Below are 20,689 nucleotides of genomic sequence, written 5' to 3'. Positions count from 1 at the left end.
CACATACCGAACCCGGAAGCTAAGCCTCTCAGCGCCGATGGTACTGCAGGGGGGACCCTGTGGGAGAGTAGGACACCGCCGGACTTCTTTCGTGAAATGGCCACCCAAAGTTGGGTGGCCATTTCTCGTTAACAACGCGAATAGAGGAAGGAAGCCGACATGACGGACGAGCGACGACCGAACGAGGATGCGCGCCGGCGCGACGGCGAGCGTAAGCCCTTCGTCAAGCGCGATGGCGACCGGAAGCCGTACGAGAAGCGCGAAGGTGAGCGTAAGCCCTTCGTCAAGCGCGACGGCGATCGCAAGCCCTACGCTGCGCGCGACGGCGAGCGGAAGCCATACGTCAAGCGTGACGGCGACCGCCCCTACCCGCCCCGTGATGGTGAGCGGAAGCCTTACGCCCCGCGCGATGGTGAGCGGAAGTCGTACCCGCCCCGCGATGGTGAGCGTCGGCCCTACACGCCTCGCGATGGTGAGCGGAAGTCGTACCCGCCCCGCGATGGTGAGCGGAAGTCGTACCCGCCTCGTGATGGTGAGCGTCGGCCGTACACGCCTCGCGATGGTGAGCGGAAGTCGTACCCGCCCCGCGATGGTGAGCGGAAGTCGTACCCGCCTCGTGATGGTGAGCGGAAGTCGTACCCGCCGCGTGATGGTGAGCGGAAGTCGTACCCGCCTCGTGATGGTGAGCGGAAGTCGTACCCGCCGCGTGATGGTGAGCGGAAGTCGTACCCGCCGCGTGATGGTGAGCGGAAGTCGTACCCGCCTCGCGACGGTGAGCGGAAGTCGTACCCGCCCCGTGACGGCGACCGGAAGCCCTACACCCCGCGTGACGGCGGCGACCGGAAGCCCTACGCCAAGCGCGATGGCGGGGGCCGGCCGTTCGAAGATCGTGGTGACGACCGCCGCGCGTCGCGTCCGCCGCAGGAGCAGCGGGAGAGCGGGCCGTGGATTCCGCCCGAGGTCACCGCAAAGGACCTCCACCCCTCCGCGCGCAACGAACTGAAGACCCTCAGCAAGGAGAACGCCGAGCAGGTGGGGCGCCATCTCGCGATGGCCGCTCTTCTGATCGACGAGGACCCGCAGCTCGCCCACGAGCACGCGCTGGCCGCGACCCGTCGCGCGGGCCGCATCGCGGTCGCCCGCGAGACCGCCGCGATCACCGCGTACGCGATCGGCGACTATGCGCTGGCGCTGCGTGAACTGCGCACCTACCGGCGCATCTCCGGCCGTGACGATCAGATCGCCCTGATGGTGGACAGCGAACGCGGCGTCGGGCGTCCCGATCGCGCGCTCGAGGTCGGCCGCAGCGTCGACCGCTCGGCGCTGCCGACGCCCGCACGTGCGGAACTCGCGATCGCGATGTCCGGTGCGCAGCTCGACCTCGGCGAGCCCGAGCGTGCGCTCACCGAACTCGACATCCCCGAGCTCGACCCCGACCGCGCCTTCGAGTGGAGCCCTGCGCTGTTCGCGGCGCGAGCCACCGTGCTCGAGGAGCTCGGTCGTGACGATGAGGCCGCGCAGTGGCGTCACCGCGCCGAGGTGGCTGCGGAAGCGATCGACGCCGCGCTCGGCATGACGGGTGACGACGAGTTCCAGGTCGTCGACGAAGTCGAGGAGATCGCGATCGACATCGAGGACGACATCGACGAGGACGACATCGACGAGACTCCGTCCGACGAGGTTCCGGCCGAGGACGAAGAGGCGCCGTCCGACGAGGCCGCGGTCGATGAGGCTCCGGACGAGGACGGCGACGTCGAGGGTGAAGCGGCCGTCGAGCCCGAGCCCGCGAGCACCGAAGCCGACGCGGACGCGCACGCCGCCGACGCCCTGACCGCTCCGGACGAGGACGCGCAGAAGTGAAGCGGCTGTTCGCCCGCGCCGCCGGATCGACACCGCTCGATGGTGTCGACGCGGTGCTCGCCGACCTCGACGGCGTCGTGTACGCCGGCCCCGGCCCGCTGCCGCATGCGGTCGAGAGTCTGACCCGCGCGGGGGAGACCCGGCGGCTGGGCTACATCACCAACAACGCCTCCCGTACGGATGCCACCGTCGCCGCCCACCTGCGCGAGCTGGGTCTGACGCAGACCCAGCCGGACGATGTCGTGACGAGCCCACAGGCCGCCATGCGGCTGTTGCGGCAGCGCGTCGCACCCGGTGCCACCGTGCTCGTGGTCGGCGGCGAAGGCCTCACCGTCGAACTGGAGAAGGCCGGCTACGTCGTGACGCGCAGCGCGGACGACGCGCCCGCCGCCGTCGTGCAGGGCTTCGCGCCCGACGTCGGGTGGCAGCACCTCGCCGAGGCCGCCTACGCGCTGGCCCTGCCCGAGGACGAAGGCGGCATCCCGTGGATCGCCACGAACACCGACTGGACCATCCCGCAGGCCCGGGGTCTCGCTCCGGGAAACGGCACGCTGGTCTCTGCGGTGCACACCGCCGTCGGCCGGCTCGCGGTGGTCGCCGGCAAGCCCGAGCGTCCCATCTTCGATGAGGCCGTCGCCCGGTTCGGTGCGAGCAGCCCGCTCTTCCTCGGCGACCGCCTCGACACCGACATCGCCGGGGCACAGGCCGCCGGCATCCCGTCGGTGCTCGTGCTCACCGGCGTCGACCGCCCCAAGCACGTGCTGGCCGCCCCCGCGCACTCGCGTCCGACGTACATCCTCGGCGACCTGCGGGAGCTGCACGAGCCGTACCCCGAGGTGAAGACCTCCGGCGACACCACGACCGTGCGCGACGCGGTCGTGCGCATCGACGGGCCCGACATCCACATCGTCTCGGAGGGCTCGCGTCCCATCGACCTGGTGCGGGCGGGAGCCGCCGCGATCTGGGCCACCGGACGCGGCATCTTCGGGTTCCGTGTGCCGGAGCGACTTTACGCCGACCCGTTCCACCGCCCCTGAGCGTCGGCCGCACCGCCTATCCTGGGGGCATGTCGATGGATGCCACACCCGAGCAGCCCGACCCCGATCAGCCGCAGCCGCGTGAAGACCTGCTGTCGGCGCTCGAGGTGATCGAGGAGCAGCCGCTCGACGAGCGCGCCCAGGGGTACGCGGCCCTGCACGACGAACTGGCACGGCGCCTGCAGTCCGGACCCGCCGACGCATCGGCATGACGGATCGACTGGATGCCGCCGTCGCCGCACGGGGTCTGGCCCGCTCCCGCACGCACGCCGCGCAGCTCATCGCCGCAGGACTCGTGAGCGTCGACGGCCAGCCTGTCGTCAAGGCGTCGGTGCGCGTGGCCGATGCCGCGGAGATCACCGTCGCCGCGAACGACCACTACGTCAGCCGCGGGGCCCACAAGCTCATCGCCGCGCTCGACGCGTTCGATGTCGACGTGCGCGGGCGGGTGGCGCTGGACATGGGCGCATCCACCGGCGGGTTCACCCAGGTGCTGCGCGAACGCGGCGCCGACCCCGTGCTGGCGGTCGACGTCGGCCACGGCCAGCTCGCGGCATCCATCGCCGCAGATCCCGGCGTCCGGGCCGTCGAAGGCTTCAACGTGCGGCACATGACGCGGGAGAACCTCGCCGCCGCCGCGGGCGTGGACGCGCCGCCCTCGGTGGTCACCGGCGACCTGTCCTTCATCTCGCTCGCCCACGTGCTGCCCGCCGTCGCCGGTGTCTGCACCCCCGACGCCGACATCGTGCTGCTGATCAAACCGCAGTTCGAGGTGGGACGCACCGGGGTGCGCGAGGGGCTCGTGAAGAACGCGGGCCTGCGCGCAGACGCGGCCGCCGGCGTGCTGTGGGCGGCGTGGGATGCCGGGCTCGGCACCTGCGGCGTCATCGCCTCACCCATCGCCGGCACACACGGCAACGCCGAATACCTCGTGCATCTTCGCCCGGGGGTCGACGGCAATCCGACAGAATGGTTGAGCACCGTGAACCGACTGGCGGAGATCGAATGACGCAGCCTCAGCGACGCATCCTCGTCGTCGTGCACGCCCACCGCGGCGACAACGCCGACGCTGCCCGGCGGGTGATGCAGGCGCTGCGCGCCGCCGACGCCCAGCCCGTGCTCGCGCCCGAGGACCGCGCCGACCTCGACACGCTCGATCTCGAGGGTGTGGCCACGCTCGGCGTCGACGTGGACGTCGACGACATCGAACTGGCCATCGTTCTCGGCGGAGACGGCACGATCCTGCGCGCCGCGGAACTCGTGCGCGAGGGGACGGCCCCGGTGCTCGGTATCAACATGGGCCACGTCGGCTTCCTCGCCGAGATCGAACGCGACGACATGGACGATGCCGTGCACCGCGTGATCGCCCGCGACTACGAGGTCGAGGAGCGTCTGGCACTCTCAGTGCGCGTGAAGGATGCCGCCGACACCGTGATCTACGAGACGTGGGCACTGAACGAAGCCACCGTCGAGAAGGCCAGTCGCGAGCGCATGCTGGAAGTCGTCATCGAGATCGACGGCCGGCCGCTGTCGAGCTTCGGCTGCGACGGCGTGGTCGTCTCGACCCCGACCGGATCGACCGCCTACGGGTTCTCCGGCGGCGGCCCGATCGTCTGGCCGACGGTGGAGGCACTGTCGGTCGTGCCGCTGTCCGCGCACGCCCTGTTCGCGCGACCGCTGGTCGTCAGCCCGGAAGCCGCCGTGGCGATCGAGGTGCTCGACCGCACCAACGGTGTCGGCATCCTGTGGTGCGACGGCCGGCGTTCCCACGATCTTCCGCCCGGTGCGCGCGTGGTCGTGCGTCGCTCGACCGACCCGGTGCGCCTCGCGCGCCTGCACCCGGCGGCGTTCACCGACCGCCTCGTGCGCAAGTTCCGTCTGCCGGTCAGCGGCTGGCGGGGACCGGCAGGCCCCGTCGAGGCGGAGGCCCCGTGACCCGCGCGGGAAGCGAGGTGTCGGCGTGATCGAGGAGATCCGGCTGCGCGACCTCGGCGTCATCGCGCAGGCCACGCTGCCGATGGGGCCGGGATTCACCGCCATCACCGGCGAGACCGGTGCCGGCAAGACGATGGTCGTCACCGGCCTCGGCCTGCTGCTCGGCCAGCGTGCGGATTCCGGTGCCGTGCGCTCCGGCGCCGCCCAGGCATCCGTCGAGGGCACCTGGATCGTCCCCGAGGACGGTCCGGTCGCCGAACGGGTGCGTGAAGCCGGGGGCGACCTCGAGCCGATCGGCGGCGGGGACGCGGAGCTGTACCTCGCCCGCACCATCTCGAGCGAGGGTCGTGGCCGCGCCACCGTCGGCGGGCGCACCGCCCCCGCGGGTGTGCTGGCCGACCTCGCCGACCAGCTCGTCGTCGTGCACGGGCAGTCCGATCAGCTGCGGCTGCGCTCGGCCGTCGCCCAGCGCGAGGCGCTCGACCGCTTCGGCGGCGCCCCCATCGCCGACGCCCTGCGGGCCTACCGCGAGGCGTACGAACGCTGGCGGGCGCTCGACGCCGAGCTGGGTGAGCTCACCCGTGACCGCGACGCGCGCGCCCGCGAAGCCGAAGACCTGAGGCTGCTGCTTGCCGACATCGAGCGCATCGACCCGCAGCCGGGGGAGGACGACGACCTCACCCGCCGCTCGGAGCGCCTCTCGCACGCCGAAGACCTGCGGCTGGCCGCGGCCACGGCCCACGCGACGCTCTCTTCCGACGACGACGTGCCCGACGTCGTGGCGCTGGCAGCCGAGGCCAAGCGTGCCCTGGAGCGCGCCGCCGAACGCGACGAAGCCCTCACGAGCCTCGCCGAGCAGGCCGCCGACATCGGCTATCGCGCCGCCGACCTCGCGCAGGCCCTGGCCGGCTACCTCGCCGACCTCGACGAGACCGGCCCGCAGGAGCTCGCCGCCGTCGAAGAGCGGCGCGCGGAGCTGGCGACCCTCACCCGCGTGCACGGCACGGTGGATGCCGCGATCGAGCTGTTGCAGACCGGCTCGGCGCGCCTGGCCGAACTCGACGACGACGGCGATCGCATCGGCCGGCTCACCGAGGAGAGCGACGCCGCGGCTGCCGTGCTCGAGGACGCCGCCGCAACCCTGACCGCCGCGCGCACCGAGGCCGCCGAACGCCTCGGCGCCGCCGTCACCGATGAGCTGCGCGCCCTGGCCCTGCCCGACGCGCGACTGGTCGTCGACGTCGCCCCGGGGGCCGCGTCGTCGGCCGGACGCGACGAGGTGACGATCCTCCTCGCCCCGCACCCCGGAGCCGAGCCCCGCTCGGTGTCCAAGGGCGCATCGGGCGGCGAGCTCAGTCGCGTCATGCTCGCCCTGGAGGTCGTGATCGCCGGCACCGACCCGGTGCCCACGTTCGTGTTCGACGAGGTGGATGCCGGCATCGGCGGCGCCGCGGCGATCGAGGTGGGCCGGCGCCTCGCCCGCCTCGCCGAATCGTCGCAGGTCGTCGTGGTCACCCACCTCGCCCAGGTCGCCGCGTTCGCCGGCAACCACCTCACCGTCGTGAAGGCCAACGACGGGTCCGTCACCGCGTCCAGCGTGCGGCGCCTCGAGGGCCCCGAACGCGAAGCCGAGATGGCGCGCCTCCTGTCGGGCCTGGCCGATTCCGACGCCGCGCTCACACACGCACGCGAGCTGCTGAACCTCGGCGCTGCAGGACTGATAGGATAAAAGCCCGTGACGGAAACTTCTGACTCGGGCCTTATTTCGAACGACACCACCAGGCACATCTTCGTGACCGGCGGTGTCGTTTCTTCGTTGGGGAAGGGCCTGACCGCCGCGAGCCTCGGCAATCTGCTCACCGCCCGCGGACTGCGCGTGGTGATGCAGAAGCTCGATCCCTATCTCAACGTCGACCCGGGAACGATGAATCCGTTCCAGCACGGCGAGGTCTTCGTGACCGACGACGGCGCCGAGACCGATCTCGACATCGGCCACTACGAGCGCTTCCTCGACATCGAGCTGAGCGAGGCGGCCAACGTCACCACCGGACAGATCTACTCGCAGGTCATCGCCAAGGAGCGTCGCGGCGAGTACCTGGGCGACACGGTGCAGGTCATCCCGCACATCACCGACGAGATCAAGCGCCGCATGCGTCTGCAGGCCAGCGAAGAGCCCCGACCCGACGTGATCATCACCGAGATCGGCGGCACCGTCGGCGACATCGAGTCGCAGCCGTTCATCGAATCGGCCCGCCAGATCCGCCACGAGCTCGGCCGCGGCAACGTGTTCTTCGTGCACGTCTCGCTCGTGCCGTTCATGGGCGCGTCGGGGGAGCAGAAGACCAAGCCGACGCAGCACTCCGTCGCCGCGCTCCGCTCCATCGGCATCCAGCCCGACGCGCTTGTGCTGCGCAGCGACCGCCCCGTCACCGAGTCGAACAAGCGCAAGATCGCGCTCATGTGCGACGTCGACGAGGATGCCGTCGTCAACGCGGTCGACGTGCCGAGCATCTACGACATCCCCACCATGCTCAACGAGCAGGGCCTGGATGAGTACATCGTGCGCTCGCTCGGGCTTTCCCAGGCAGCGGACGTGGACTGGACGCGCTGGAACACCGTGCTGCAGGCGGTGCACAACCCCAAGCACGAGGTGACGATCGGCCTCGTCGGCAAGTACATCGACCTGCCCGACGCCTACCTGTCGGTGACCGAGGCGCTCAAGGCCGGCGGGTTCGGCCAGGAGACCAAGGTGCAGATCACCTGGATCCCCTCCGACCTGTGCGAGACGCCCGAGGGGGCAGCCAAGGCGCTCGCCGGCGTGGACGGCATCGTCGTGCCCGGCGGCTTCGGCATCCGCGGCATCGAGGGCAAGCTCGGCGCACTGCGCTTCGCGCGCGAGCAGGGCATCCCGACGCTCGGCATCTGCCTCGGTCTGCAGTGCATGGTCATCGAGTACGCGCGCAACGTCGCCGGCCTCGAGGGCGCGTCCTCGAGCGAGTTCGACCCCGACACCGAGTTCCCCGTCATCGCGACGATGGCCGAGCAGGTCGACATCCTCGCCGGCGGCGACCTGGGCGGCACCATGCGCCTGGGCCTGTACCCGGCGCAGCTGTCGGAGGGGTCGCTGGCCGCGGAGCTGTACGGCGCCGACGTCGCCCACGAACGCCACCGCCACCGCTACGAGGTGAACAACCGCTACCGCGACCAGATCGCCGAGGCGGGCTTGGTGTTCTCCGGGATCAACCCCGACCTCGGGCTCGTGGAGTACGTCGAGCTGCCGCGCGACGTGCACCCGTACTACATCGCCACGCAGGCCCACCCCGAGCTGCGCTCGCGCCCCACGGCGCCGCACCCGCTGTTCCGCGGTCTCGTCGCCGCGGCCGTGGAGCGCCACCGCGCCAGTGAGCTGTTCGACGTGGACAATGGCTGACTCTTCTCGTGCGGGGTCCGGGCGCGAGCCCGGGTCCGGCGCGGACCTGCGGGATGAGCCCGCCGCATACGAGGTGCTCTCCAGCGACATCGTCTACCGCGGCCACGTGTGGGATGTGCGGCACGACACCGTCCGCTACGGCGACGGTGAGATCGTGCGGGACTACGTCGACCACCCGGGCGCGGCCGCCGTCGTCGCGCTCGACGACGCCGGTCGCATGCTGATGATCCAGCAGTACCGGCATCCGATCCGCATGCGCGACTGGGAGATCCCCGCGGGGCTGCTCGACGTCGAGGGTGAGCCGCCCGCCGACGCCGCCCGGCGTGAGCTGGCCGAGGAGGCCGACCTCGTCGCCGCGCGGTGGGAGCCGCTCGTGAGCTTCCACAGTTCGCCCGGCGGCAACGACGAGGTGCTCCACGTCTTCCTCGCCCGTGAGCTGTCCGCCGCGCCCGAGGTGCATGCGCGCGCCGAGGAGGAGAGCGACATCCGTCTCGCCTGGGTGCCGCTCAGCGATGTCCTCACCGGCGTGCTCGAAGGACGGCTGCGCAACGGCCCCCTCGCGATCGGCGCCTTCGCCGCCGCGGAACGTCTGCGCCGCGCCGAGGCGTGACGTGCGGGTCGAACGCGCGATCGACGCGTACCTGCGCCACGTCGCGATCGAGCGCGGGCTCTCCGAGCACACCAGCGCTGCGTACCGGCGTGACCTCGCCGGCTACGCGCAGTGGCTCGACGCACAGGGGATCGGCGACACCGACGCGGTGACCGCCGACGTTGTGTCGGCGTTCGTCGCCGACCGCGCTGCCGCCGACCCGCCGCCGGCGGCGTCGAGCCTGGCTCGACTGCAGTCCGCGGTGCGGTCGTTCCACCGCTTCCTCGCGCGGGAGGGCATCGCGACGGATGATCCCACCGGGCGGCTGCGTCCGCCCAAGGCCGCCCGGCGCCTTCCCAAGGCGCTGACGATCGCGCAGGTGGAGGCGCTGCTGGACGCCTCCGGCCCCGCCGCCGAGGATGCCGCGCCGGGCGATCTCGTGGGGATGCGGGACCGCGCCCTGCTGGAACTGCTCTACGCCACCGGCGCGCGCATCTCCGAGATCGTGCAGCTCGACGTCGACGACCTCGCCCACGGCGACATGCTGCGGGTGCGGGGCAAGGGCGACAAGGAACGCATCGTGCCCATCGGGTCGTACGCGCGCAGCGCGGTGGACGCGTACCTCACGCGGGTGCGGCCCGAACTGGCGCGGCGCGGCGCGGCATCCCCACGCCTTTTCCTCGGGGTGCGCGGCGCCCCACTGTCGCGTCAGAGCGCGTGGGCGGTCATCCGGCAGGCCGCCGAACGCGCGCAGCTGTCGGCCCACGTGTCGCCCCACACCCTGCGGCACTCCTTCGCCACGCATCTGCTGCAGGGCGGCGCCGACGTGCGCGTCGTGCAGGAGCTGCTGGGCCACGCCTCGGTGGCGACGACGCAGATCTACACGTACGTCTCGCCCGACGCGCTGCGCGACGTGTACGTCACCGCCCACCCCCGCGCCCGCTGACCCACCCCCGAAGACCGCTGAGACTACAGCTGGCGGCCGAGACCATGGGAAACAACCATCGTCTCGGCGCGCAACTGTGGTCTCACGGTTCGGGGACGGGCGGGGGCGGGGACGGGGCGGGGAGTAAACACGGCGGGTGGGGCGGCGGGGGCGGCGGGGGGACGGCAGGATGGGGGCATGTCGAACACATCGGGGGTGACGGTGCGCCCGCCGCGCGCGCTCGCGGTCTTCTGGATCGTGGCGGCCGTCGTGGGGTGGATCGTGTCGTTCCTGCTCTACCAGGAGTACATCGGCCAGCTGGTCGGTGCCGACCCGCTCATCTCCTGCCAGATCAGCGTGCTCGTCACGTGCGGTCCCAACCTGCTCTCTCCGGGCGGCAACCTGCTGGGCTTCAGCAACTCGATCATCGGCCTCACCCTGTTCCTCGGCCCCGTCTACGCCGGGGTGAGCGCGCTCGCCGCCCCGCAGGGCCTGCGCGTCTGGTTCTGGCGCGTGTTCACGGTGTTCGTGCTCGGCGGATTCCTGCTGGTGCACTTCTTCGCCTACCGCAGCGTCTTCGAGTACGGGTCGCTCTGCCCGTGGTGCATGGTCGTGTGGCTCGTGACGATCCCGCTTTTCTGGTTCACCCTCGGGTGGGCACTGCGCGACGGCGTGTGGGGTCGGATGCCGCGCCTCGGCCAGACGCTGCTGACGTGGGCGCCGCTGATCACGGTGCTGAACTACGCGCTCATCGCGGTCGTCGCCCAGGTGCGACTGGACGTGCTGGGGAGTCTCTGACCACGGATTGGCGCGGCGAGGACTTCTGCTGGCATTGTGTGTGGCTGGCCCTTTCGGGCCCTTGCACCCACATACGAAACAGAGAGAGAGCCACGCAATGAAGCTCCGCCCCCCACTGGCCGCCGTCGGACTCGTCGCCGCCGGGCTGCTGACCCTCAGCGCCTGCTCGGCCGCGCAGTTCCCCACCCAGGGCGCGCAGCCCCAGCGCGATGAGACCAGCGGTCAGGTCACCGAGAGCGAGGAGAACGTCGACGTCTTCTCCATCCGCGTCGGCGACTGCCTCAACTCCTCGGTCATGAGCGAGCAGACCGAACTGCAGACCATCCCCGTCGTGCCGTGCAGCGAACCGCACGAAGACGAGGTCTACTACGCGTTCGACTCGACCGTGCCGGGCGCGGAATACCCCGGCGAGGACGCGATCCTGGAGGAAGCGGATGCCGTCTGCACCGGCGACGCGTTCACCGACTTCGTCGGCGTGCCGTGGTCCGAATCCGTGCTGGAGTACTGGCCGATGTACCCCAGCGACGGCTCGTGGGCCTCGGGCGACCGCGAGGTCCTCTGCATGATCTACGAAGGCACGACCATGCTCACCGGCAGCCTCGCCGGCGCCGCGCGCTGACGCAGGCGATCGCACAGAGAACCCCGGAGAGCACGCAGCCGCGCGCCCTCCGGGGTTCTCGTCGGTGACGACTACAATCGACGCAGGGGATCGCAGAGGCAGGAGCATCGGTGGCGGGTAAGGCACAAGCGGCGAAGGCTGCAGCGGGGGACATCCCGATCGGTCCCACCGGTCGTCCCTACCAGGGTTTCCCGACCCCACCGAAGCTCGACGGGCACGGCCCGGCACGCATCATCTCGCTGTGCAACCAGAAGGGCGGCGTCGGCAAGACGACGACGACCATCAACCTGGCGGCCTCGCTGGCCGAGTACGGACGCCGCGTGCTCGCGGTCGACTTCGACCCGCAGGGCGCCCTGTCGGCGGGACTCGGCATCCACACGCACGAGATCCCCACGATCTACGACCTGCTGCTGGACAGCAAGCGCGACCCGCACGATGTCATCGTGCCGACCGCGGTCGAGAACCTCGACATCCTCCCGGCCAACATCGACCTCTCCGCGGCCGAGGTGCACCTCGTCAACGAGGTCGCCCGTGAGACGATCCTCGCGCGCGTGCTGCGCAAGGTCGCGGGGGAGTACGACGTCATCCTCATCGACTGCCAGCCCTCGCTCGGCCTCCTCACGGTCAACGCCCTCACGGCGAGCCACGGCGTGCTCATCCCGCTGGAGTGCGAGTTCTTTGCCCTCCGCGGTGTCGCCCTGCTCATCGAGACCATCGACAAGGTGCGCGACCGCCTGAACCCCACCATCACGCTCGACGGCGTGCTCGCCACGATGTACGACCCCCGCACCCTCCACTCCCGTGAGGTGCTGGAGCGGGTGGTCGACGCGTTCGGCGACGACGTGCTGGAGACCGTCATCGGCCGCACCGTGAAGTTCCCGGATGCGTCGGTGTCGGGCGTGCCGATCACCGAGTTCGCACCGGAGCACCCGGCTGCCCAGGCCTACCTGCGGCTGGCGCGGGAGCTGGTCGCCCGTGGCGCCGTCGCCTGACGACGAGCTGTCTTCCGTCGTCGCCGCACCGGCCCCCTCCACGGAGCCGGGGACGGATGCCGCCGCGGCGGGGTTCCGCGTCTCGCTCGACGTCTTCGACGGTCCCTTCGACCTGCTGCTGTCGCTGATCTCCAAGCATGAACTCGACATCACCGACGTCGCCCTCAGTCGGGTGACCGATGAGTTCATCGCGTACCTGCGTTCGATGCAGACCGCCGAGCAGCTCGACGAGGCATCCGAATTCCTCGTGGTCGCCGTGACGCTGCTCGATATGAAGGTCGCCGGTCTTCTGCCCCAGGGCGAGCTCGTCGACGCCGAATCCGTGGCGCTCCTGGAAGCGCGCGACCTGCTGTTCGCCCGACTGCTGCAGTACCGCGCCTTCAAAGAAGTGTCGGGCTGGTTCGCGCAGCATCTGCAGGCCGAGGACCGCCGCCACACCCGCTCGGTGCGCCTCGAGGAGAAGTACCGTCGCGCCGTGCCGGAGCTGGTCTGGACCCTGTCGCTCGACGACTTCGCGGCTCTCGCGGTGCTCGCGATGACGCCCAAGGAGATCCCGCACGTCGGCCTCGACCACCTGCACGCGCCGCTCGTGTCGATCCGCGAGCAGGCCGCGATCGTGGTGACCCTTCTGCGCGCCGCCGGCACCCTCAACTTCCGCGACCTCATCGCCGGGGTCGACCAGACCGGCGTCGTCGTCGCGCGCTTCCTCGCGGTGCTGGAGCTCTACCGCCACGCCGCCCTGTCGTTCGAGCAGCTCGAGCCGCTCGGCGAACTCACCCTCCGCTGGACCGCCGAACGCTGGTCGGACGACAGCCTCGCCTCTCTGGGAGCCGACTATGACCGATGACCCTTCGATGCCCGCCGATGAGGCGGTGTCGGTGACCGACGACACCGAGCAGCCGCGCGAGCGGCCGCAGGACGTGGCATCCGTCGCGCAGCGACTGGAGGCGATCCTGCTGGTCGTCGACGAGCCGCAGCCGCTCGTCAGCCTCGCCGCCGCCGTCGGCGCGCCCGTCGCCGCCGTGCGCCAGGCGATCGAGACGCTCGTGGCCGACTACGACGGCGACGCCGCCGGGCCCCGGCGCGGGTTCGAGCTGCGGGAAGTCGGCGGCGGCTGGCGCTTCTACGTGCGCGCCGAGCACGATGACCTCGTCTCGGAGTTCGTCAACGCCCAGGCGCCTTCGCGCCTGTCGCAGGCGGCGCTGGAGACCCTCGCCGTCATCGCCTACAAGCAGCCGGTGACGCGCAGCCAGGTGGCATCCATCCGCGCCGTCAACGTCGACTCGGTGGTGCGCACGCTCGTCGCGCGCGGGCTCATCACCGAACTGTTCACCGACCCCGAGACCGGGGCGATCAACTACGGCACGACCGACGCGCTGCTGGTCAACCTCGGCATCAACTCGCTCGACGAGCTGCCGCACATCTCGCCGCTGCTCGACGACGGCGCGGATGGATTCGACGTGGAGGGCATGCGATGAGCCCGCAACAGGGCCAGGGCCCGGATGGAGAACGACCGATGGACACCGAAGGCGTACGACTGCAGAAGGCGCTCGCGAACGCGGGTGTGGCCTCGCGCCGCGTCTCGGAGCAGCTGATCGTCGAGGGGCGCGTGCGGGTGAACGGCGAGGTCGTCACCGAGCTCGGCTCGCGCGTCGACCCCGAGACCGCCCTCATCGAGGTGGACGGCACGGTCATCCAGCTCGATCAGTCCAAGCGCTACGTCATGCTCAACAAGCCGACCGGCGTCGTCAGCACCATGAAGGACGAGAACGGCCGGCCGGACCTGCGCCAGTTCACCCAGGACTGGGACGAGCGTCTCTACAACGTGGGCCGACTGGATGCCGAGACGTCGGGGCTGCTGGTGCTCACCAACGACGGCGACCTCGCGCACGTGCTCGCCCACCCCTCGTTCGGGGTGACGAAGGTCTACATCGCGAAGGTGTCGGGCCGCGTGACCGCGCAGACCATCTCCCGGCTGACCAAGGGCATCGAGCTCGACGACGGGCCCATCGCCGCCGACAAGGCGCGGCTGCTGGACACCTCGGGCGGCGACGCGGGCACGAGCCTGGTCGAGCTCACCCTGCACTCCGGTCGCAACCGCATCGTGCGGCGCATGATGGCGGCCGTCGGGCACCCCGTCGTCGAGCTCGTGCGCCGCCAGTTCGGCCCGCTGCACCTGGGAACCCTCCCGGCGGGACGGGCACGCGAGTTGACTACAGTGGAACGCGGCGCGCTGCTGACTTTGGCGCGCGCTGCGACGCAGGAGGCGTCGCCGGGCGACCAGGAGACGCAGTGACCGATACGACACCAGGGCCGCTCGCCGCGCGCGTGCAGGGCCCCGTGCGCATCGTCGGCGCCGGCCTCCTCGGATCGAGCATCGGCCACGCGCTGACGGCGCTCGGCATCGACGTCATCCTCGATGACACCTCGCCCGCCCAGCTGCGCCTGGCCATCGACTACGGCGCCGGGCGCGGCGCCCGCGACGACGACGACCCGTCGCTGGTGATCGTGGCGGTCCCGCCGGATGTCACCGCCGACGTGATCGAGCGTGAGCTCGCCGCCTACCCGCGCGCCGTCGTCACCGACGTCGCGAGCGTCAAACTCGAGCCGCTGCGGCAGCTGCGCGCCCGCGGCGTCGACCTCACCCGCTACATCGGCTCGCACCCGCTCGCCGGGCGCGAGCGCGGGGGAGCCATCGCCGCGCGCGCCGACATCTTCATCGGCCGCCCCTGGGTCGTCTGCCGCGACGCCGAGACGCGCGCCGGCGACCTGGCGCTCGTCGAAGCGCTCGCGCTCGACCTCGGCGCCATGCCGATCGAGATGAGCCCCGAGGAGCACGACCGCGCCGTCGCGCTGACCTCCCACGTGCCGCAGCTGGTCGCGAGCCTGCTCGCCGGCCGGTTCGTCGACGCCCCCGACGGCTCGCTGCGCCTGGCGGGCCAGGGCGTGCGCGACACGACCCGCATCGCGGCATCCGCCCCGGAGCTGTGGGTGCAGATCCTCGGCGCCAACGCCGCCCCCGTCGTCGACGTGCTCGACGCGCTCGCGGCCGATCTCACCGCCGTCGCCACGGCGCTGCGCGCCCCCGACGCCCCCGGCGCCCGCCGCGGCGTCGCCGACACGATCCGCCGCGGCAACGACGGCGTCGAGCGACTGCCGGGCAAGCACGGCCAGAACCGGCGCTTCGAGCCTGTCGTCGTGATGGTCGATGACCGTCCCGGCCAGCTCGGGCGCCTCTTCGGCGACCTCGGCGAACTCGACGTCAACGTCGAGGACCTGCGCCTGGAGCACTCTCCGGGCGCCCAGTTCGGCCTCGCCGAGGTGAGCATCGTCCCGGCCGCCGTGCGGCGCACGGTCGACGGGCTCACCGAGCGGGGCTGGAAGATTGCGAGCACCAATGACTGACGCTTCACCGAGCGGCACCGCCCCCGCCGCCCCGACGGTCGTCGCGATCGACGGACCGGCCGGCAGCGGCAAGTCGAGTGTGTCCAAGCAGGCCGCCCGGCACCTGGGCTTCGGCTACCTCGACACCGGCGCCGCCTACCGGGCGCTCGCCTGGCACGCTCTCGAGCGCGGCGTGGACACCGCCGACGCCCTCGCGGTGCTGGATGCCGCAGACGACTTCGACTACGCCATCTCGCTCGATCCCGACGACTACTGGGTGCGCGTGGGTGCGGCCGACGTCACCGACGCCATCCGCGAGCCCCGCGTGTCCGCCGCCGTCAGCGGGGTGGCGCGCGTGCCGGCCGTGCGCGAGGCCGTCAACGCGCTGTTCCGCGCGCTCGTGGCATCCTCCGGCCGGCCCGGCGTCATCGTCGAGGGCCGCGACATCACGACCGTCGTCGCCCCCGATGCCCCGGTGCGGATCCTGCTGACGGCAGCCCCCGAGGTGCGCGCGGCCCGCCGCAGCGCCGAGGTCGCCACGCAGGACGCTGCCGCCGTCGCCGACGCCCTGCACCGCCGCGACGCCGCCGACGCGCAGGTCGTGGATTTCTTGACCGCCGCACCGGGAGTCACGGTCATCGACTCGACGGCATTGGATTTCGAACAGACTGTGGACGCCGTGCTCAACGTCGTCCGCGCAGAGACAGGAGCGCAACATGGGCGCTGAAGAAGAGTACGAAGGCGGGCCCGACAACCTCGCCGAGAAGCTTGCCGACATCGATGAGCAGCTGGCCGACCAGCGCGCCGCCACGCTGCGTGCGACGCTGTCGGACTACGAGCTCGACGACGAGGATGCCGAGCTGCTGCACGGCACCGAGCTCGGCGAGGACGGCATCGAGTACACGCCGGCGCTGCCGGTGGTGGCGATCGTGGGACGGCCGAACGTGGGCAAGTCCGCGCTGGTCAACCGCATCCTCGGTCGCCGCGAGGCGGTCGTCGAGGACACCCCGGGGGTGACCCGCGACCGGGTCACCTACAAGGCGGAGTGGATGGATCGCCGCTTCACCATCGTCGACACCGGCGGCTGGGAGCCCGACGCCCGCGGCATCGACCGTTCCGTCGCCGCTCAGGCCGAGATCGCGATCGACCTGTCCGACGTCGTGATCTTCGTCGTCGACGCGATGGTCGGCGCGACCTCCACCGACGAGCACGTCGTGAAGCTGCTGCGCAAGAGCGGCAAGCCGGTGTTCCTCGTCGCCAACAAGATCGACGACCAGCGCCACGAGCCGGAGGCCGCGGCGCTGTGGAACCTGGGACTGGGGCAGCCGTACCCGGTGTCGGCCATCCACGGACGCGGCGTCGCCGATCTGCTGGACGAGATCATGAAGGTGCTGCCGGAGGTGTCGGCCGTCGCCAAGCAGGAGATCGGCGGGCCGCGCCGCGTCGCGATCCTCGGGCGCCCGAACGTGGGCAAGTCGTCGCTGCTGAACAAGGCAGCCGGCGAGGAGCGCGTCGTCGTCAACGAGCTCGCGGGCACCACCCGCGACCCGGTCGACGAGGTCGTGGAGCTGGGCGGCAAGCTCTGGCGTCTGGTGGACACCGCCGGCATCCGTCGCCGTGTGCACCTGCAGCAGGGCGCCGACTTCTACGCGTCGCTGCGCACCTCGGCGGCGCTGGAGAAGGCCGAAGTCGCCGTCGTCGTGCTCGATGTCAGCCAGCCGTTGAGCGAGCAGGACGTGCGCATCATCGACCTCGTGCTCGAGTCGGGTCGCGCGCTCGTGCTGGCGTTCAACAAGTGGGATCGCCTGAACGACGACGACATGGAGAACATCGACCGTCGCCGCTACCTCGAGCGCGAGATCGAGCAGGACCTCGCCCACGTGGCGTGGGCGCCGCGCGTGAACATCTCCGCGCTCACCGGTCGTCACCTCGACAAGCTGGTGCCCGCCCTCGAGACGGCGCTGGAGTCGTGGGATCAGCGCATCCCGACGGGCAAGTTCAACGCGTTCCTCTCCGAGCTCGTGGCCGAGCACCCGCATCCGCTCCGCGGCGGCAAGCAGCCGCGCATCCTGTTCGGCACACAGGCATCCACGCGTCCGCCGACATTCGTGCTGTTCACGACCGGGTTCCTCGACCCGGGCTACCGCCGGTTCATCCAGCGGCGCCTGCGCGAGCTGTTCGGCTTCGAGGGCACGCCGCTCGTGATCAACATGCGCGTCCGGGAGCGCCGCCAGCGCTGACCCGCGCCGGCCCGGACGCCGCCCGACCGCCGGCCGCGAAACCACACGACACGCACGAGACCACACTCCCCGAACGCGCGGGAGGTGTGGTCTGGTGCGTTGGGTGTGGGTTCGTGGATGCCGGGGGTCGCGGGGCGGCGACCGGTCGCGCGGGGAGGGTGCGTCCCGCGCGGGAACGCGCGCGGGTCAGCGGACGACGAAGCGGGCGAAGCGGTCGGTGGGCACCCCGTCGAGGGCGACCGGGCGGGCATCGGCGGCGGCGCGGGGGAGCGGCGCACGCGCGCCGGTGTCGCGGAACCGCTGCAGCGCCCAGGAGCGCACCCCGGCATCGGCCAGGCGGCATCCGAGTTCGGCCAGCCCCGGCTCGTCGATCGCACCGGAGTGCACCGTCGTGCGCACCTCGTACTCCAGCGGCCGGTCGCTGTGCTCCCGCGCCAGGTGCGCGCCGAGCACCAGCTCGAGCGACCGCCACGCGCGTTCGCTGGAGCCGGCGCGCCCCGTGACGGCGGCGTAGTCGTGGGCGGTGGTCTTGATGTCCAGGCCCACCCAGTCCACGAGCGGCAGCACCCGGCCGAGCTGCAGCGGGTAGGCCCCGCCGGTGTGCAGGCCGACCGCGAATCCGCGTTCGCGCACCGCGGCCATCGCGGCCCGCAGTGCCGGCTGCATCGTCGGCTCGCCGCCGGAGAACACCACGGCGTCCAGCAGCCCGACGCGGCAGTCCAGGAACGCCGCCAGCTCTTCCCAGCTCAGCGCCGCCGCCGCCCGCGGCGGGATGAGGGCCGGGTTGTGGCAGTAGAAGCAGTCCCACGGGCATCCCTGCAGGAACACCGTCGCCGCCAGCATGTCGGGCCAGTCCACCGTCGACAGCCGGGTGAGCCCGGCGATGCGCAGACCCTCGGGGGAGTCGCTCCTCACGCCGAGGCCCCCACCGGCTGCGGTGCCGCGTCCTTGTTCTGGTCGAAGTACACGCGCTCGGCGGCCTCGCCCTTCTTGCCGATGTTGAAGGACGTCATGGGGCGGAAGTACCCCATCACGCGCGTCCACACCTCGCAGTCGGCGCCGCACCGAGGGCATGTGGGCAGGTCGCCCGAGAGGTAGCCGTGCGCGGGGCAGATGGAGAACGTGGGGGTGATGGTGATGTAGGGCAGGCGGAAGCGCTCCAGCGCGCGGCGCACGAGCGCCTTGCAGGCGCGGGCGGATGCCACAGCCTCGCCCATGTACAGGTGCAGCACCGTGCCGCCGGTGTACTTGCCCTGCAGGCCCTCCTGCAGCGCCATCGCCTCGAACGCGTCGTCGGTGTAGCCCACGGGCAGCTGCGACGAGTTGGTGTAATACGGATTCGCGTCGGTGCCGGCGTGGAGGATGCCCTCGTAGCGGGCGATGTCCTCCTTCGCGAACCGGTACGTGGCGCCTTCGGCCGGGCTCGCCTCCAGGTTGTACATGTGGCCGGTGGTCTCCTGGAACTCCACCATGCGCGCGCGCACGTGGTCGAGCAGGCGGCTGGCGAGGGCGATGCCCGAGTCGGTGGTGATGTCATCGCTGTCGCGGGTGAAGTTGCGCACGAACTCGTTCAGTCCGTTGACGCCGATCGTGGAGAAGTGGTTGTCGAGCGAGCCGAGGTAGCGCTTCGTGTAGGGGAAGAGGCCGCCCGCGATGTGGCGGTCGATCACGACGCGCTTGGCCTCGAGGGTGTCCCGGGCGATCTCGAGCAGTTCGTCGAGGCGCGCGATCGCCGCCTCTTCGTCGCCGGAGTGCACGAAGCCGAGCCGGGCGCAGTTGATTGTGACGACGCCGAGCGACCCGGTCTGCTCGGCCGACCCGAACAGGCCGTTGCCGCGTTTGAGCAACTCGGTGAGGTCGAGCTGCAGCCGGCAGCACATCGACCGGATCATGTGGGGGTCGAGGTCGGAGTTGATGAAGTTCTGGAAGTAGGGCAGGCCGTACTTCGCGGTCATCGCGAACAGCGCGTCGACGGCCGGGTCGTCCCACTCGAAGTCCCTGGTGATGTTGTAGGTCGGGATTGGGAACGTGAACGCGCGGCCGTCTTCGTCGCCCTCGGCCATGACGTCGATGAAGGCCTGGTTGAGCAGGGCCATCTCGGCGGTCAGCTCGCCGTAGGTGAAGTCGCACACCTTCCCGCCGATGAGCGGGCGCTGGGTGGCGAGGTCATCGGGCACGGTCCAGTCGAAGGTGAGGTTGGTGAACGGGGTCTGCGTGCCCCAGCGCGAGGGCACGTTGAGGTTGAACACGAACTCCTGCACGGCCTGGCGCACCTCGGCATACGTCAGCTGGTCGAGCCGGACGAACGGGGCGAGGTAGGTGTCGAACGAGCTGAATGCCTGGGCGCCCGCCCATTCGTTCTGCAGCGTGCCGAAGAAGTTCACCATCTGGCCGAGGGCGCTGGTGAGGTGCTTCGGCGGGCGGGACGAGATCTTGCCCGGCACGCCGTTGAAGCCCTGCTCGAGGAGGGTCCGCAGCGACCAGCCCGCGCAGTAGCCGGCGAACATGTCGAGGTCGTGGATGTGCAGGTCGCCGTCGCGGTGGGCGGCGCCGGCTTCGGGGGCGTAGACCTCGTCGAGCCAGTAGTTGGCGATGAGCTTGCCTGAGGTGTTGAGGATCAGGCCGCCCAGCGAGTACCCCTGGTTCGCGTTGGCGTTGACCCGCCAGTCGGCGCGCGAGAGGTACTCGTTGATGGTCGTTCCGACCGTGACGGAGCGGGGGGCGGGGGCAGGGGGAGTGGTGCTCATAGCGGGTCCTCTGGACGCGGGTTGCGCGACGGGATGCCGCCGCGAGATGTTCGGGAGTATCACTATATGTAGGTGGTCAGACCTCATGCGCAACCTATATGTAGTGTCCACAGTGGATGCCGCCGCGGCCGCG

20 protein-coding genes and 1 rRNA gene are annotated in these 20,689 nt (G+C 71.1%); 19 read left to right on the top strand and 2 right to left on the bottom strand.

Translation table 11 applies throughout. The features are described 5' to 3' along the window. The 19 genes from rrf to der all read left to right on the top strand — a co-directional run. A 5S ribosomal RNA gene (gene rrf / locus ACFVR6_RS13345) occupies positions 1-84 on the top strand; the annotation flags it as partial. A 75-nt stretch (positions 85-159) separates the two neighbouring features. Further along, positions 160-1,860, top strand: a complete 1,701-nt coding sequence (locus ACFVR6_RS13340; RefSeq protein ID WP_386963780.1) for a primosomal protein — start codon at positions 160-162, stop codon at positions 1,858-1,860. A gap of 5 nt (positions 1,861-1,865) precedes the next feature. Continuing rightward, positions 1,866-2,897, top strand: a complete 1,032-nt coding sequence (locus tag ACFVR6_RS13335) for an HAD-IIA family hydrolase (protein ID WP_386963818.1) — start codon at positions 1,866-1,868, stop codon at positions 2,895-2,897. A gap of 29 nt (positions 2,898-2,926) precedes the next feature. Continuing rightward, on the top strand, positions 2,927-3,109 hold the full coding sequence (locus ACFVR6_RS13330) for a hypothetical protein (RefSeq protein ID WP_386963778.1): 183 nt from the start codon (positions 2,927-2,929) through the stop codon (positions 3,107-3,109). Continuing rightward, positions 3,106-3,906 (top strand): TlyA family RNA methyltransferase, encoded by an 801-nt coding sequence (locus ACFVR6_RS13325; protein WP_386963776.1) that lies wholly within the window; start codon positions 3,106-3,108, stop codon positions 3,904-3,906. The genes ACFVR6_RS13330 and ACFVR6_RS13325 overlap by 4 nt, the downstream gene beginning before the upstream one ends. Next, a complete protein-coding gene (locus ACFVR6_RS13320) occupies positions 3,903-4,832 on the top strand; it encodes an NAD kinase (RefSeq protein WP_386963774.1) in 930 nt (309 codons plus the stop codon). Before ACFVR6_RS13325 ends, ACFVR6_RS13320 begins: the two co-directional genes overlap by 4 nt. Positions 4,833-4,857: 25 nt before the next feature. Then, complete coding sequence (gene recN / locus ACFVR6_RS13315; RefSeq protein ID WP_386963772.1) at positions 4,858-6,561, top strand: DNA repair protein RecN; 1,704 nt, start codon at positions 4,858-4,860, stop codon at positions 6,559-6,561. Positions 6,562-6,567: 6 nt separating this feature from the next. Next, positions 6,568-8,262, top strand: a complete 1,695-nt coding sequence (locus ACFVR6_RS13310; protein ID WP_386963770.1) for a CTP synthase — start codon at positions 6,568-6,570, stop codon at positions 8,260-8,262. Further along, positions 8,255-8,872 carry an NUDIX domain-containing protein gene (locus ACFVR6_RS13305; RefSeq protein WP_386963768.1) on the top strand — a complete coding sequence of 206 codons (618 nt, stop codon included), beginning with the start codon at positions 8,255-8,257 and terminating at the stop codon, positions 8,870-8,872. The genes ACFVR6_RS13310 and ACFVR6_RS13305 overlap by 8 nt, the downstream gene beginning before the upstream one ends. A 1-nt stretch (position 8,873) precedes the next feature. Then, positions 8,874-9,797 (top strand): site-specific tyrosine recombinase XerD, encoded by a 924-nt coding sequence (gene xerD, locus ACFVR6_RS13300; protein ID WP_386963766.1) that lies wholly within the window; start codon positions 8,874-8,876, stop codon positions 9,795-9,797. Positions 9,798-9,974: 177 nt separating this feature from the next. Continuing rightward, positions 9,975-10,574, top strand: coding sequence for a vitamin K epoxide reductase family protein (locus tag ACFVR6_RS13295; RefSeq protein WP_386963764.1), 600 nt, complete (start codon positions 9,975-9,977; stop codon positions 10,572-10,574). Between the two features lie 97 nt (positions 10,575-10,671). Further along, on the top strand, positions 10,672-11,193 hold the full coding sequence (locus ACFVR6_RS13290; RefSeq protein WP_386963761.1) for a septum formation family protein: 522 nt from the start codon (positions 10,672-10,674) through the stop codon (positions 11,191-11,193). A gap of 110 nt (positions 11,194-11,303) precedes the next feature. Then, positions 11,304-12,185: a ParA family protein gene (locus ACFVR6_RS13285; protein ID WP_386963759.1), complete on the top strand. Its 882-nt coding sequence runs from the start codon at positions 11,304-11,306 to the stop codon at positions 12,183-12,185. Beyond that, positions 12,169-13,032 carry a segregation and condensation protein A gene (locus tag ACFVR6_RS13280; RefSeq protein ID WP_386963757.1) on the top strand — a complete coding sequence of 288 codons (864 nt, stop codon included), beginning with the start codon at positions 12,169-12,171 and terminating at the stop codon, positions 13,030-13,032. The genes ACFVR6_RS13285 and ACFVR6_RS13280 overlap by 17 nt, the downstream gene beginning before the upstream one ends. After that, on the top strand, positions 13,022-13,663 hold the full coding sequence (gene scpB / locus ACFVR6_RS13275; protein WP_386963755.1) for an SMC-Scp complex subunit ScpB: 642 nt from the start codon (positions 13,022-13,024) through the stop codon (positions 13,661-13,663). The genes ACFVR6_RS13280 and scpB overlap by 11 nt, the downstream gene beginning before the upstream one ends. A gap of 38 nt (positions 13,664-13,701) precedes the next feature. Further along, entirely contained in the window at positions 13,702-14,481 is a 780-nt protein-coding gene (locus tag ACFVR6_RS13270; protein ID WP_386963753.1) for a pseudouridine synthase, read from the top strand. Next, positions 14,478-15,590, top strand: coding sequence for a prephenate dehydrogenase (locus ACFVR6_RS13265; RefSeq protein WP_386963751.1), 1,113 nt, complete (start codon positions 14,478-14,480; stop codon positions 15,588-15,590). The genes ACFVR6_RS13270 and ACFVR6_RS13265 overlap by 4 nt, the downstream gene beginning before the upstream one ends. Beyond that, entirely contained in the window at positions 15,583-16,296 is a 714-nt protein-coding gene (gene cmk, locus ACFVR6_RS13260) for a (d)CMP kinase (RefSeq protein WP_386963749.1), read from the top strand. The genes ACFVR6_RS13265 and cmk overlap by 8 nt, the downstream gene beginning before the upstream one ends. Then, positions 16,286-17,809: a ribosome biogenesis GTPase Der gene (der, locus tag ACFVR6_RS13255; protein WP_386963747.1), complete on the top strand. Its 1,524-nt coding sequence runs from the start codon at positions 16,286-16,288 to the stop codon at positions 17,807-17,809. Before cmk ends, der begins: the two co-directional genes overlap by 11 nt. A 186-nt stretch (positions 17,810-17,995) precedes the next feature. On the opposite strand, the gene ACFVR6_RS13250 is transcribed toward der, so the two are convergent. Together ACFVR6_RS13250 and ACFVR6_RS13245 are read right to left on the bottom strand one after the other, a co-directional pair. Further along, positions 17,996-18,724 (bottom strand): anaerobic ribonucleoside-triphosphate reductase activating protein, encoded by a 729-nt coding sequence (locus ACFVR6_RS13250; protein ID WP_386963745.1) that lies wholly within the window; start codon positions 18,722-18,724, stop codon positions 17,996-17,998. Continuing rightward, positions 18,721-20,556 carry a ribonucleoside triphosphate reductase gene (locus ACFVR6_RS13245; RefSeq protein ID WP_386963743.1) on the bottom strand — a complete coding sequence of 612 codons (1,836 nt, stop codon included), beginning with the start codon at positions 20,554-20,556 and terminating at the stop codon, positions 18,721-18,723. The genes ACFVR6_RS13250 and ACFVR6_RS13245 overlap by 4 nt, the downstream gene beginning before the upstream one ends. Between the last annotated feature and the right edge of the window lie 133 nt (positions 20,557-20,689).

Source organism: Microbacterium sp. NPDC058021 (genome assembly GCF_042885955.1).
Taxonomy (GTDB): Bacteria; Actinomycetota; Actinomycetes; order Actinomycetales; family Microbacteriaceae; genus Microbacterium.
Note: the sequence above shows the minus strand (reverse complement) of the source record. Positions and strands in the feature narration are given on the sequence as shown.

Excerpts from the sequence above, each read along its gene's own strand:
- ACFVR6_RS13245 (WP_386963743.1), bottom strand. The coding sequence starts at position 20,556 with ATGAGCACCACTCCCCCTGCCCCCGCCCCCCGCTCCGTCACGGTCGGA.
- ACFVR6_RS13290 (WP_386963761.1), top strand. The coding sequence starts at position 10,672 with ATGAAGCTCCGCCCCCCACTGGCCGCCGTCGGACTCGTCGCCGCCGGG.
- ACFVR6_RS13270 (WP_386963753.1), top strand. The coding sequence starts at position 13,702 with ATGGACACCGAAGGCGTACGACTGCAGAAGGCGCTCGCGAACGCGGGT.
- scpB (WP_386963755.1), top strand. The coding sequence starts at position 13,022 with ATGACCGATGACCCTTCGATGCCCGCCGATGAGGCGGTGTCGGTGACC.
- ACFVR6_RS13320 (WP_386963774.1), top strand. The coding sequence starts at position 3,903 with ATGACGCAGCCTCAGCGACGCATCCTCGTCGTCGTGCACGCCCACCGC.
- der (WP_386963747.1), top strand. The coding sequence starts at position 16,286 with ATGGGCGCTGAAGAAGAGTACGAAGGCGGGCCCGACAACCTCGCCGAG.
- ACFVR6_RS13330 (WP_386963778.1), top strand. The coding sequence starts at position 2,927 with ATGTCGATGGATGCCACACCCGAGCAGCCCGACCCCGATCAGCCGCAG.
- ACFVR6_RS13305 (WP_386963768.1), top strand. The coding sequence starts at position 8,255 with ATGGCTGACTCTTCTCGTGCGGGGTCCGGGCGCGAGCCCGGGTCCGGC.
- ACFVR6_RS13340 (WP_386963780.1), top strand. The coding sequence starts at position 160 with ATGACGGACGAGCGACGACCGAACGAGGATGCGCGCCGGCGCGACGGC.
- cmk (WP_386963749.1), top strand. The coding sequence starts at position 15,583 with ATGACTGACGCTTCACCGAGCGGCACCGCCCCCGCCGCCCCGACGGTC.
- ACFVR6_RS13295 (WP_386963764.1), top strand. The coding sequence starts at position 9,975 with ATGTCGAACACATCGGGGGTGACGGTGCGCCCGCCGCGCGCGCTCGCG.
- ACFVR6_RS13325 (WP_386963776.1), top strand. The coding sequence starts at position 3,106 with ATGACGGATCGACTGGATGCCGCCGTCGCCGCACGGGGTCTGGCCCGC.